11 protein-coding genes, 1 other RNA gene and 2 pseudogenes are annotated in these 12682 nt (G+C 49.6%); 11 read left to right on the forward strand and 3 right to left on the reverse strand.

What is annotated here, in order from left to right:
• The first annotated feature begins 127 nt into the window (after positions 1–127).
• The gene (locus L379_RS06300) at positions 128–919 is read left to right on the forward strand and encodes a cytochrome C assembly family protein (protein ID WP_014832951.1); all 792 of its coding nucleotides are present in this window, start codon (positions 128–130) and stop codon (positions 917–919) included.
• 19 nt (positions 920–938) lie between these two features.
• The gene (locus tag L379_RS06295) at positions 939–2225 is read left to right on the forward strand and encodes an HlyC/CorC family transporter (RefSeq protein WP_026094274.1); all 1287 of its coding nucleotides are present in this window, start codon (positions 939–941) and stop codon (positions 2223–2225) included.
• A 51-nt stretch (positions 2226–2276) separates the two neighbouring features.
• On the opposite strand, the gene grpE is transcribed toward L379_RS06295, so the two are convergent.
• Positions 2277–2870: a nucleotide exchange factor GrpE gene (gene grpE, locus L379_RS06290; protein ID WP_003863126.1), complete on the reverse strand. Its 594-nt coding sequence runs from the start codon at positions 2868–2870 to the stop codon at positions 2277–2279.
• A gap of 122 nt (positions 2871–2992) precedes the next feature.
• Here grpE and nadK point away from each other — a divergent pair, with 122 nt between their 5' ends.
• From nadK to bamE, 3 genes are all read left to right on the forward strand, one after another.
• Positions 2993–3871, forward strand: coding sequence for an NAD(+) kinase (nadK, locus tag L379_RS06285; RefSeq protein ID WP_032654638.1), 879 nt, complete (start codon positions 2993–2995; stop codon positions 3869–3871).
• Between the two features lie 85 nt (positions 3872–3956).
• The gene (gene recN, locus L379_RS06280; protein WP_015571579.1) at positions 3957–5618 is read left to right on the forward strand and encodes a DNA repair protein RecN; all 1662 of its coding nucleotides are present in this window, start codon (positions 3957–3959) and stop codon (positions 5616–5618) included.
• A 138-nt stretch (positions 5619–5756) separates the two neighbouring features.
• Positions 5757–6095, forward strand: coding sequence for an outer membrane protein assembly factor BamE (gene bamE / locus L379_RS06275; protein WP_003863121.1), 339 nt, complete (start codon positions 5757–5759; stop codon positions 6093–6095).
• A gap of 108 nt (positions 6096–6203) precedes the next feature.
• Here bamE and L379_RS06270 read toward each other — a convergent pair whose 3' ends face one another.
• Positions 6204–6491, reverse strand: coding sequence for an RnfH family protein (locus tag L379_RS06270; RefSeq protein WP_032654641.1), 288 nt, complete (start codon positions 6489–6491; stop codon positions 6204–6206).
• On the reverse strand, positions 6481–6918 hold the full coding sequence (locus tag L379_RS06265; RefSeq protein ID WP_003863117.1) for a type II toxin-antitoxin system RatA family toxin: 438 nt from the start codon (positions 6916–6918) through the stop codon (positions 6481–6483). Before L379_RS06265 ends, L379_RS06270 begins: the two co-directional genes overlap by 11 nt.
• A gap of 156 nt (positions 6919–7074) precedes the next feature.
• Here L379_RS06265 and smpB point away from each other — a divergent pair, with 156 nt between their 5' ends.
• The 6 genes and pseudogenes from smpB to rbsK all read left to right on the forward strand — a co-directional run bounded on the left by smpB (position 7075) and on the right by rbsK (position 12543).
• Positions 7075–7557: an SsrA-binding protein SmpB gene (smpB, locus tag L379_RS06260; protein WP_003863115.1), complete on the forward strand. Its 483-nt coding sequence runs from the start codon at positions 7075–7077 to the stop codon at positions 7555–7557.
• An 89-nt stretch (positions 7558–7646) separates the two neighbouring features.
• Positions 7647–8010: a transfer-messenger RNA gene (gene ssrA / locus L379_RS25225) on the forward strand.
• Between the two features lie 168 nt (positions 8011–8178).
• On the forward strand, positions 8179–9096 hold the full coding sequence (locus L379_RS06255; RefSeq protein WP_032654643.1) for an AbiTii domain-containing protein: 918 nt from the start codon (positions 8179–8181) through the stop codon (positions 9094–9096).
• A gap of 240 nt (positions 9097–9336) precedes the next feature.
• Positions 9337–9957 (forward strand): annotated as a pseudogene (locus L379_RS0124255) (site-specific integrase); the annotation flags it as partial.
• Positions 9958–10001: 44 nt separating this feature from the next.
• A complete protein-coding gene (locus L379_RS06250; protein WP_032654645.1) occupies positions 10002–10835 on the forward strand; it encodes a hypothetical protein in 834 nt (277 codons plus the stop codon).
• A gap of 470 nt (positions 10836–11305) precedes the next feature.
• A pseudogene (rbsK, locus tag L379_RS0124260) lies at positions 11306–12543 on the forward strand (ribokinase).
• Positions 12544–12682: the final 139 nt, after the last annotated feature.

Here is a 12682-nt window from a genome sequence, read left to right on the forward strand (position 1 = left end):
GACACATACACAGAATTTTGCCGGAGTATAACATGAAGGCGCCTTTGTTGTTATGCAACGGTTGGAGCAGGCGTCACGTAACGTTATACTGCTTCTCTTTCTTATTAAGACAACTGTCGACGCCTATATGCCTGTTTTCGCACTGATCGCCCTTGTTGCCTACTCTGTCAGCCTCGCGCTGATCATTCCTGGCCTGCTGCAAAAAAACAGCGGCTGGCGGCGCATGGCTATTCTTTCGGCAGTGATCGCACTGATTAGCCATGCGTTTGCGCTGGAATCACGCATCATTCCCGGCGACGGCAGCGTGCAAAATCTGAGCGTACTGAACGTCGGCTCGCTGGTCAGCCTGATGATCTGTACGGTCATGACCATTGTCGCGTCTAAAAACCGTGGCTGGCTGCTGCTGCCGATAGTCTACGCCTTTGCGCTGATCAACCTGGCGTTAGCCACGTTCATGCCCAATGAGTTTATTACTCACCTGGAAGCCACGCCGGGGATGCTGGTGCATATTGGCCTGTCGCTGTTCTCCTACGCGACGCTGATCATCGCCGCCCTTTACGCCATGCAACTCGCCTGGATTGACTACCAGCTGAAAAATAAAAAGCTGGCGTTTAACCACGAAATGCCACCGCTGATGGTGATTGAGCGTAAGATGTTCCACATCACCCAGGTCGGTGTGGTTCTGCTGACGCTGACGCTGTGCACGGGCTTGTTTTATATGAAGAACCTGTTCAGCGTGGAGAATATCGATAAAGCGGTCCTCTCCATCATCGCGTGGTTTGTCTATATTGTCCTGTTATGGGGCCATTATCATGAAGGCTGGCGCGGTCGTCGCGTGGTCTGGTTCAACGTAGCGGGTGCGGGCATTCTCACGCTTGCCTATTTTGGTAGCCGCTTCATACAGCAATTTGCTGGCTAAGTAACAAAAGGAGTTCCCCCTGGAACACATCTCTACCACCACGCTGATCGTCATTCTGGTCATCATGGTGGTCATCTCCGCTTATTTCTCTGGCTCTGAAACCGGCATGATGACGCTGAACCGCTACCGGTTACGCCATCGCGCCAAGCAGGGTAACCGTGCCGCGCGTCGTGTCGAAAAGCTTCTGCGTAAGCCGGACCGGCTGATTAGCCTGGTGCTTATCGGTAACAACCTGGTCAATATTCTCGCTTCTGCGTTGGGCACCATCGTCGGGATGCGTCTGTACGGCAACGCAGGCGTGGCGATTGCCACAGGTGTGCTCACGTTTGTGGTGCTGGTGTTTGCGGAAGTGCTGCCCAAAACCATCGCCGCTCTTTACCCGGAAAAAGTCGCCTACCCGAGCAGCTTCCTGTTAGCACCGCTGCTTATTCTGATGATGCCGCTGGTCTGGCTGCTGAATATGGTGACACGGGTGCTGATGCGCATGGTGGGTATAAAGGCAGACGTCACCATTAGTAGCGCGCTCAGCAAAGACGAACTGCGTACCATCGTGAATGAATCCCGCTCGCAGATCTCCCGCCGCAATCAGGACATGCTCCTGTCGGTGCTGGATCTGGAAAAGGTCAGCGTTGACGACATCATGGTGCCGCGCAATGAAATCGTCGGGATTGATATCAACGACGACTGGAAGGCCATTGTCCGCCAGCTGACACACTCCCCGCACGGGCGTATCGTCCTCTATCGCGATTCCCTCGACGATGCCATCAGCATGCTGCGCGTGCGCGAGGCCTATCGTCTGATGACTGAGAAAAACGAGTTCACCAAAGAGGTAATGTTGCGCGCCGCCGACGAAATTTACTACGTGCCGGAAGGCACCCCACTCAGCACGCAGCTGGTGAAGTTCCAGCGAAACAAGAAGAAAGTCGGCCTGGTGGTGGATGAATACGGCGACATACAGGGGCTGGTGACGGTCGAAGATATTCTGGAAGAGATTGTCGGGGACTTTACCACGTCAATGTCGCCTTCCCTTGCGGAAGAGGTCACCCCGCAAAACGACGGGTCAGTGCTTATCGACGGCAGCGCCAACATTCGTGAAATCAATAAAGCGTTCAACTGGCATTTGCCGGAAGACGAAGCGCGGACGATGAACGGTATGATCCTGGAAGCGCTGGAAGAGATCCCGGCGGCAGGCACGCGCGTGCGCATTGAACAGTATGATATTGATATTCTGGACGTTCAGGACAACATGATTAAGCAGGTGAAGGTCCTGCCCGTTAAGCCTCTACGCGAAAGTATTGCCGAATAAAATGTAGGCCGGGTAAGGCGAACGCCGCCACCCGGCACTACAGGCAGCACGTTACGCTTTCGCTTTCGCCACGGTCACCATCGCAGCGCGAATAGTACGACCGTTCAGGGTATACCCTTTCTGCATCACGCCCAGCACGTTACCCGCGGCAACGTCTTCGGATTCCACCATCGCAATGGCCTGGTGAACGTTTGGATCCAGCGGTACATCCGTATCGGCAATCACTTCAACACCGAACTTACGCACCACATCCAGCATGGATTTCAGCGTCAGCTCAATGCCTTCAATCATCGCCGCGTTATCCGGGTTAGCTTTATCCGCCACTTCCAGCGCGCGATCCAGGCTGTCGATCACCGGAAGCAGTTCGTTGACGAATTTCTCCAGCGCAAATTTGTGCGCCTTTTCAACGTCCAGCTCGGTACGACGGCGCAGGTTTTCCATTTCCGCTTTGATACGCAGTACGCCATCGCGTTCGCGATTCTGCGCTTCTACCAACTGAGCTTCCAGGTTGGCAATTTTTTCATCGCGCGGGTCCACCTGCTCAGCAGACGTGTCTGGCTCTACTGCCTCAACTTCATCGTGCTGTTCCGTGATAATTTCTTCAGGGGCTTGCCCCTCAGGCGTTTTCTGTTCTTTACTACTCATGAATTTCTCCGCGTTTTTCTGCATTCATCTCGCTAACTTCGCTTATTATGGGGATCAGTTTCCTGGATTCAAGGGAACAAGGCAGATTGTCATCATTCATCAGGCACAAGGACCTCCAGAAAATGAATAATCATTTCAGGTGTATTGGGATCGTCGGCCATCCGCGTCACCCTACCGCATTGACGACACATGAAATGTTGTATCGCTGGCTGTGTGGTAAAGGCTATGAAGTGATGGTCGAGCAGCAGATCGCCCAGGAGTTGCAGCTTAAAAGCGTCAGAACCGGCACGCTGGCGGAAATTGGCCAGCAGGCGGATCTCGCCGTGGTGGTCGGTGGCGACGGCAATATGCTGGGCGCGGCGCGAACGCTGGCTCGCTATGATATTAAGGTTATTGGTATTAACCGTGGCAATCTCGGTTTCCTGACCGACCTCGACCCGGACAATGCGCAGCAGCAGCTGGCGGACGTGCTGGAAGGCCACTATATCAGTGAAAAACGGTTTTTACTGGAAGCCCAGGTGTGTCAACAGGACTGCCAGAAGCGCATCAGCACCGCCATAAACGAGGTGGTTCTCCATCCCGGTAAAGTGGCGCACATGATCGAATTCGAAGTCTATATCGACGAAATATTCGCTTTCTCGCAGCGTTCTGACGGGCTGATTATTTCAACCCCGACGGGGTCAACTGCCTACTCGCTTTCAGCCGGAGGCCCAATCCTGACGCCATCGCTGGATGCCATTACCCTGGTGCCGATGTTCCCGCATACGCTCTCGGCGCGTCCGCTGGTGATCAACGGCGACAGCACCATTCGCCTGCGTTTTTCCCATCGCCGTAACGACCTGGAGATCAGCTGCGACAGTCAGATTGCGCTCCCCATTCAGGAAGGTGAAGATGTCCTCATTCGCCGCTGCGATTACGATCTGAACCTGATTCACCCGAAAGATTACAGCTATTTCAACACATTAAGCTCCAAGCTCGGCTGGTCAAAAAAATTGTTCTGATTTTGCATCCAGCACTTTACTGTATATAAAACCAGTTTATACTGTATACAAACACAGTTATGGTTTTTCATACAGGAAAACAATTATGCTGGCACAACTGACCATCAGCAACTTTGCCATTGTTCGTGAGCTTGAGATCGACTTCCATAGCGGAATGACGGCGATTACCGGAGAAACCGGTGCAGGTAAATCCATTGCCATTGATGCCCTCGGCTTGTGCCTCGGCGGTCGTGCTGAGGGGGATATGGTGCGCACAGGCGCCGCCCGTGCCGATCTCTGCGCCCGCTTCTCGTTGAAAGACACACCTGCCGCCCTGCGCTGGCTGGAAGCGAACCAGCTCGAAGACGGACGTGAGTGTTTACTTCGCCGCGTCATCAGCAGCGATGGCCGCTCCCGCGGTTTTATCAATGGTACAGCGGTTCCCCTTTCCCAGCTTCGCGAGCTGGGCCAGTTGCTCATCCAGATCCATGGTCAGCATGCGCACCAGCAGTTAATCAAACCCGAACAACAGAAAGCCCTGCTTGATGGCTACGCAGGTGAGTACGCGCTTACTCAACTCATGGCGGAGCACTATCGTCAGTGGCATCAAAGCTGCCGCGAACTTGCGCAGCATCAGCAGCAAAGCCAGGAGCGTACCGCGCGCGCCGAGCTGCTGGAATATCAGCTGAAAGAGCTGAACGAATTTAACCCGCAGGCGGGTGAATTTGAGCAAATCGACGAAGAGTACAAGCGTCTGGCCAACAGCGGTCAGCTGCTTTCCACCAGCCAGACTGCCCTTAACATGCTGGCGGATGGCGAAGACGTGAATTTGCAGAGCCAGCTGTATAACGTGCGTCAGCTTGTGACCGAACTGACCGGCATGGACAATAAGCTTTCTGGCGTACTGGAAATGCTGGAAGAGGCCGCGATTCAGATTTCAGAAGCCGGGGATGAACTGCGCCACTATTGTGAACGTCTGGATCTCGACCCGAACCGTCTGTTCGAGCTTGAGCAACGCATCTCCCGGCAGATTTCACTGGCGCGTAAGCATCACGTAACCCCGGAAGAGCTGCCGAATTACTATCAGTCTCTGCTGGAGGAACAGCAGCAGCTGGACGATCAGGCCGATTCCCTTGAAACCTTGTCTCTGGCGGTCAATCTGCATCATCAGCAGGCGCTGGAAACGGCGAAACGGCTGCATGACGTGCGGCAACACTATGCGCTGGAGCTTAGCCAGCACATTACCGACAGCATGCATACGCTGGCGATGCCGCATGGGGTGTTCACCATAGATGTTCGCTTTGAAGAGAATCACCTGACGGCGGAAGGCGCAGACCGCGTAGAATTCCGCGTCACCACCAACCCGGGCCAGCCTTTGCAGGCGATTTCGAAAGTGGCTTCCGGCGGTGAACTGTCGCGTATCGCCCTGGCCATTCAGGTGATTACCGCCCGTAAAATGGAAACCCCGGCGTTGATTTTCGATGAAGTGGATGTGGGGATCAGCGGCCCGACCGCGGCCGTTGTCGGCAAACTGCTGCGTCAGTTGGGTGAATCGACACAGGTCATGTGTGTGACTCACCTGCCGCAGGTCGCCGGTTGTGGTCATCACCACTTTATCGTCAGCAAGGAAACCGATGGCGAAATGACGGAAACGCACATGAAGCCGCTGGATAAACGCTCACGCTTGCAGGAGCTGGCACGCCTGCTCGGCGGCAGTGAAGTCACCCGCAATACGCTTGCGAATGCGAAAGAACTGCTGGCGGCATAAACTTTTTCGGGATCTCAGGGTCATACAGAACAACAAAAACGCCGCCAGACCGGTTTCAAAGTGGGGCAAGGTCTATTATCATCGGCATATTACATATGAGCCGCGTACTGCTCGGGCCCGAAAAGGAATCAAATCACTATGCGCTGTAAAACGCTGACCGCTGCCGCAGCGGTTCTTCTGATGTTGACCGCAGGCTGTTCCACTCTGGAGAAAGTGGTTTACCGTCCTGACATCAACCAGGGGAACTACCTTACCCCTAACGATGTGTCCAAAATCCGCGTGGGTATGACACAACAGCAGGTCGCTTATGCCCTGGGAACCCCGATGATGTCCGATCCGTTCGGCACAAACACCTGGTTCTATGTATTCCGCCAGCAGCCTGGTCATGAAGATGTGACCCAGCAAACCCTGACGCTGACCTTCAGCAGTGCCGGCGTGCTGACCAACATCGACAACAAGCCTGCCCTGACCAAATAATCAGGCGTCAGCAACGCAAAAAGGTGCTCATTGAGCACCTTTTTTGTATCTGAATTCTTACGCAGAATCGTCGTCCCGGTAAGCGAAGCGCCACCGGGGGAGAAAGCGCTACTTACCCGATTTCTCCGCTCGCTGACGGCGCAGCTCTTTCGGGTCAGCAATCAGCGGGCGATAAATCTCAACCCGATCGCCATCCTTCAGCGTATCAGCAAGCTTTACCGGACGGCTATAAATGCCGACTTTATTCTTCGCCAGGTCAATATCACGGCGAAGTTCAAGGATGCCGGAGGCCCGGATAGCCGCCTCAACGTTGGCGCCCTCTTCAAGCGTCACGCGCTGCAAATACTGCTTCTCCGGCAGCGCATACACCACCTCAACAGCAATCTTATGCGACACTGTAAACCTCTTTGGCGCGCGTGGTGAACGCCTGAACCATATTCGAGGCCAGCTCTTTAAAGATACGGCCAAACGCCAGTTCGATCAGCTTATTGGTAAATTCAAAATCCAGATGAAACTCAATGCGGCAGGCGTCAGCGCTCAGTGGCGTAAACTTCCACCCTCCCATCAGTTTTTTAAACGGACCATCCACCAGATGCATCAAAATACTCTGATTGCTCGTCAGGGTATTGCGCGTGGTGAACGTTTTGCTGATCCCCGCTTTGGAGACATCCACGGCCGCAGTCATCTGCGTCGGGCCGGATTCCAGCACCCGGCTACCGGTGCATCCCGGAATAAATTCCGGATAGGACTGAACGTCGTTCACTAACTGATACATTTGTTCCGCGCTGTAGGGAACAAGCGCGGTACGGCTAATCTGAGGCATAGCATTTTCCATGGTCACACAACAGACAAATAATAACATTTATCACCTGTTAAAAAAACGCTAAGCCTTATCTCGTGCTAAGATAGCGCGTTAGACCTCACAGGACGCAATGAGGTGACTTTTTAAAATCAGATTACCGACGGCTTTACGACACTTATGACGAAGAAAAAAGCACATAAACCTGGTTCGGCGACCATTGCGCTTAACAAGCGTGCTCGCCACGAGTATTTCATCGAAGAAGAATTCGAGGCCGGCCTTGCGTTGCAGGGCTGGGAAGTAAAATCGCTGCGTGCCGGGAAAGCCAATATCGGCGACAGCTACGTGATCCTGAAAGACGGTGAGGCCTTCCTGTTCGGCGCGAACTTTACGCCGCTGACCGTCGCCTCTTCACATTACGTCTGCGATCCTACCCGCACCCGTAAGCTGCTGCTGAACAAGCGCGAACTGGAATCCCTCTACGGACGCATCAACCGCGAAGGCTTCACCGTGGTGGCGCTCTCTTTGTACTGGAAAAACGCCTGGTGCAAAGTGAAAATCGGCGTGGCGAAAGGTAAGAAACAGCACGACAAACGTACTGACCTGAAAGCACGCGAGTGGCAGCTCGACAAAGCACGTATCATGAAAAACGCAGGACGTTGATTCTGCGCACTTATTGTACTATTCAATAAGTTAGCGTTTCGGGCTGGTGTCGAGGAAGTAAAATCTGGTATACTGAGTTCAACACTATTGGGGCTGATTCTGGATTCGACGGGATTTGCGAAACCCAAGGTGCATGCCGAGGGGCGGTTTGCCTCGTTAAAAGCCGCAAAAAAATAGTCGCAAACGACGAAAACTACGCTTTAGCAGCTTAATAACCTGCTAAGAGCCCTCTCTCCCTAGCTTCCGCTCTTAAGACGGGGATCAAAGAGAGGTCAAACCCAAAAGAGATCGCGTGGAAACCCTGCCTGGGGTTGAAGCGTTAAAACTAATCAGGCTAGTTCGTCAGTGGCGTGTTTGTCCGCAGCTGGCGTGCGAATGTAAAGACAAACTAAGCATGTAGTACCGAGGATGTAGAAATTTCGGACGCGGGTTCAACTCCCGCCAGCTCCACCAATCATGATTGGACAGTGATAGGACATCACTAGTAATAACAGGAAGTTAGCAGTCTCAGTAGGACACCGACCAGACGGTGACGAGACAAAAAAGGATACGCAAAGGAGCCGCGGCTCTTTAGTTCCACAGAAGCCCGCTGATGCGGGCTTTTTTTATGGGATAAGACATATGAATCAACTGCAAGAAATCATTCAGATACTCAGTTCTGGTGATGAAGGCACAACTAATGCTCTCATGAAAACGAAGATCCTTCTCTTCTCTATCGGGAAGAAGGAGCTTGCGGCCTGGGTAAACCATGAAATTGATGGTTATCCTGATTCAGTTCCCCTACCCGATTATCGATTTGTTGGCACAAGAATTCTTGCAGATCTGAACAACAGCGTTCGTCTTTATAGAGCTTTTCCGTTGCCGATTGGCTATCTAAGTGAAGATGACTATAACGATGCTACAAGGAGCGAAGTGCGGCTTTCAATCAGTCAAATTGAAAACTTGGTAACAAACGCCGGTGATAGCCAAACTCTTCAGCAGCCAATTCCTTTGGATTACGCATTAGTTAAATATTGCAAAGGTATAGATAAAGGCTATGAGTTAACACGCTGTTATAAAGAGATTCCGCTACATAACTTCACCTCCATATTAACTCAGGTCAGGTCGCGGCTGCTTGATTTTATACTTGAGCTTTCGGATCAAGTTTCTGAAATTTCTGACGAAAAAAACATGAAAGAACAACTTAAAAATATTGATACGTCTTCATTGTTCCGTAACTCAATTTTCGGAGACAATACCGTCATAAACTTCGGAAATGAAAACTCATTTTCAGTAAATAACAACGTAGTAAAAAACGACATTGCGTCATTAAAAGAGTATCTTTCAGCTCAGGGTTTCCCTAAATCTGATGTTGACGATTTAGAAATTGCTATTGATGAAGATGGCCCGATAGCTAACAATCGTGGTGAATATGGTCAGTCTGTTAGTAAATGGATGGCTAACATTGCAAATAAAGCAGTTCATGGGACTTTAGGTATAGAAATTGCGGCTGCAACTCAAGCAGCAACTGAGGCTCTTAAAAAATATTACAATCTATAGTTACTGACATGGGGTGTCGGGGGTCGAAGGTTCAAATCCTCTCGTGCCGACCAAAAACACATTTAAACCAGCCTCTTACGGCTGGTTTTTTTATGTCTATTTTCTGTACGGGGAATCACTGGGGAAAAATCGGGGAAAAATACCGTCAAAAAATCAGGCACAACAAGCTAATTGCCACCGATCCGTTTGTAAGACTTACCAGCACGCTACTTTTTCTCACTGCCCTATACTTTCAGTCTGACACGGTACCAAAGCAATAAGAGCGATGCAGAAAGTCGCTACATTGTCGATCCGCTCTCACCAGCTGAGGTGAGCGCGCTGTTAACATCAACAGGCAATAAACAGTGGGAGAACCTTTTCAGGTTTGCAATCCAGACAGGATTGCGTAGTTCCGAACTGTGTGCGCTCCGCTGGAGAGATATTGATTTTGTTGGGAAGACAGCGCATGTACAGAGCGCCAGCGTGTCAGGCGTGACGAAGGGGACCAAAACAAAGGCTGGAACGCGCAAGGTAGAATTAACTGATGAGGCGATGATCGCCCTCAACGATCAAAAGCCCTTCAGCTTCATGAAGAACGGTTGTGTCTTTGAGGATCCGAAGACAAACAAACCATGGGCAAGCGCGGATGCCATCAGGAAAAAAGCTTGGGTGCCAACGCTAAGGAAAGCCGGTATCAGGTATCGCAACCCCTATCAAACCCGGCACACTTTCGCTACACGGCTGATCAGTCGTGGTGTAAACCTTTTCTGGTTATCGGCTCAGATGGGTCACAAAGGCCCAGAAATGCTATTCCGTCACTACGGACGTTATCTCAAGGAATACGACAATAACACAACAAATATTCAATTGAAAAAAAGTTGATCTTGGCAAATAATCCCTTCTTTTAGAAAAGAAGGGATATCAAGATGGCAGATCCAGCTTGGGTGGGAGTAGGAGGTCTTGTTGCTAGCACATTATCTGCCTTTGCAGCTTATTTAGCGATACGACAAAACATTATCCAACGGAGAATAGCAAATAAGGTTCAAATAACATTAAAAGGTGTCGAGGTTAACCTAGCGAGAAGAAAAATAATAAAATTTATTGACCTTACAAATGATAGTAGTGAGTTCACCATAAATCCACCACTCATTAACATTGGGTTAGGGCCAGCGTTAAAATTTGAATACTCTTGGGACTTTGATTACTTCAAACATTTTAAGAAGATCGGATTGAAATATGTAAGTGATGAAAAAAACTTAAGCACAAAAGAGTATTTAGACTATATCCATTCAAATAGTTACGCATTTCAATATTCAAAGGAGATTAACTCAGAACTCATAAATTTGTTAGGAAATGGTAAAACTGCTTGGTTTAGCCATGCCAATAAATATAAAGATGTAGATTACATTTTGCCATGGTCAGTTAGCAGCAAAGAGACATATTTAACATTACCAAATATAATTCCAATGCTTTTGACATATTATCTTTGGGAGCACTCAAAGTCTCCGATTGGAATGTACTTGCCCATTGTGGGCCCCACTTTAACATTAAGTTATGAAGATATCACTGGTGTAAAAAGAAAGGAGGTGTTTACCTCCAGTTTTGTATGTACCAGAACTAGCCAAAAAAACGATACTATTGAAGCCGGATTCAGATTAACTTTTTCACCAAGTCTCAGTAGAACAGCGCAACGAATTCAAAGAATACGTAAAAGCTACGCAGAATTCATGGATGAACATGACCACAATAAAAACAAGTAGTTAGGTAACTTTTACGCGGGTTCAACTCCCGCCAGCTCCACCAAAATTCTCCATCGGTGAATACCAGAGTCATCCGATGAAGTCCTGAAAGCCCGCACGGCGCAAGCCCTGCGGGCTTTTTTGTGTCTGTCGTTGTCCGAGCCATTCGACTTAGTCCGGCGATTATCGCTATACGTTCAGGTATTCCGGTTCATGCCGGATCAGCCACAGCCCCCCAGACCTACACCAATGTTCTGCGTGCTAAAGCGCCCGAGAAAAATCTAACGTTGCGTCATGGCCCATGCCATCGTTGAAATCCCCGCACTGCAAATCAAAGCCCAACCCCCCTTAACGCAATCAACATAACCAATTGATATTAAATAGTTATCACCTCATATATTTCCGTTTCCTTTTGTTTTATCGAACGATCTGTGAACAACACCAAAACATTAACAACAAGGAAACAATAATATAACTACAGAGGTGACCTTATGCTCAATAAAGAACGGCATTATGCAATTTTGACCTGGCTTAACAGGTATGAACGGGCGACGGTGAATCAGCTTGCCAAAGTATTTAATGTCACCAGGGAAACGATTCGTAACGACCTGAACTTATTGGCGAAGGAAGGCGGCATTGAGCGATGTCACGGCGGTGCAATTATTAAACGCCGTATTTTTCATACTCAATCCGTCAATAATTTAGATAGCAATATCATTCATTTTTTTGATTCTGCGCAGTCAAAAAAACGATCAAATCCCGACATAAAGGGCGAAAGATGAAAGGTAAAGTCTGTATTCTGGGTTCATTCAACGTTGATATTATTGCTAATGTCGATCGTTTTCCTCAAAGCGGGGAATCTATTTTCTCCGAAAATACAATTATTGGTCCCGGCGGTAAAGGAGCCAATCAGGCGCTAGCCGTTAGCAAATGCCATGTTAAAACTCATTTTGTCGGTAAAGTGGGTAACGATCAGTTTAGCCAGATGGCCTTCGGACATCTTTCATCTTCTGCTATCGACAGCTTCACGCTTTATCAAGATAAAGATAAGAAAACCGGCACCGCGCTTATTTATGTCTGTCAAAGCGATGGTGAGAATATGATTGCCATTAGTCCTGGGGCTAATCGTTCTATTACTGCGGATGAAGTTGAAGCAATTACCCCTGAAGTTAAAAACTCAGATATTTTTTTAACCCAGTTGGAAAATAATCTACCCGCTACCTTTCGGGCAATTGAAATTGCCCGCCGTAACGGGATCAAAGTGGTGTTAAACCCGGCCCCTTGGTCACCTGATGTGGTTAACTGCCTGAAGAATGTGGACTTCCTGACCCCTAATGAGACTGAAGCCTCATTATTGTCTGGCATTCATATCGCGGATCTTGCCAGCGCAAAGGAAGCCGCCAGAGCCATTAAAGCGAAAGGGGTAGGCCACGTCATCATCACCATGGGAGCGAAAGGCGCGCTTATTTATGACGGTGAGCAATTCATTCATATCCCGGCGTTGAAAGCCGTATGTGTGGATACTACCGGTGCTGGCGATGCCTTCAACGGCGCATTCGCCGCGGCAATGGCGAAAGGGGAATCGATTATTCAGGCAGCAAAATTTGCCTGTGCTTTCGCGTCTTTGGCCGTCGAAAAAGAAGGCGCGTCAAATATGCCCGAATATAAAGATGTCCTGACCCGTCTCGCACAATATAACGATAAAAATATCCTCACAGAGAAAAATTAACGCACTTATATTTCTGCAAACACAGATTATATTCACGACAACCATTTCAGTAATGGGAGTATGTCCGATGAAAGCCCTTACAGAGTCAAAATCCGGCGGCATGATACCGCAGGCAAATAACATACCTCAGCAGCAGACA

It is taken from the genome of Enterobacter sp. MGH 33 (assembly GCF_000534535.1).
Taxonomy (GTDB): Bacteria; Pseudomonadota; Gammaproteobacteria; order Enterobacterales; family Enterobacteriaceae; genus Enterobacter; species Enterobacter hormaechei_C.

Excerpts from the sequence above, each read along its gene's own strand:
- L379_RS06300 (WP_014832951.1), top strand. The coding sequence starts at position 128 with ATGCCTGTTTTCGCACTGATCGCCCTTGTTGCCTACTCTGTCAGCCTC.
- grpE (WP_003863126.1), bottom strand. The coding sequence starts at position 2,870 with ATGAGTAGTAAAGAACAGAAAACGCCTGAGGGGCAAGCCCCTGAAGAA.
- nadK (WP_032654638.1), top strand. The coding sequence starts at position 2,993 with ATGAATAATCATTTCAGGTGTATTGGGATCGTCGGCCATCCGCGTCAC.
- recN (WP_015571579.1), top strand. The coding sequence starts at position 3,957 with ATGCTGGCACAACTGACCATCAGCAACTTTGCCATTGTTCGTGAGCTT.
- bamE (WP_003863121.1), top strand. The coding sequence starts at position 5,757 with ATGCGCTGTAAAACGCTGACCGCTGCCGCAGCGGTTCTTCTGATGTTG.
- L379_RS06265 (WP_003863117.1), bottom strand. The coding sequence starts at position 6,918 with ATGCCTCAGATTAGCCGTACCGCGCTTGTTCCCTACAGCGCGGAACAA.
- smpB (WP_003863115.1), top strand. The coding sequence starts at position 7,075 with ATGACGAAGAAAAAAGCACATAAACCTGGTTCGGCGACCATTGCGCTT.
- L379_RS06255 (WP_032654643.1), top strand. The coding sequence starts at position 8,179 with ATGAATCAACTGCAAGAAATCATTCAGATACTCAGTTCTGGTGATGAA.
- L379_RS06250 (WP_032654645.1), top strand. The coding sequence starts at position 10,002 with ATGGCAGATCCAGCTTGGGTGGGAGTAGGAGGTCTTGTTGCTAGCACA.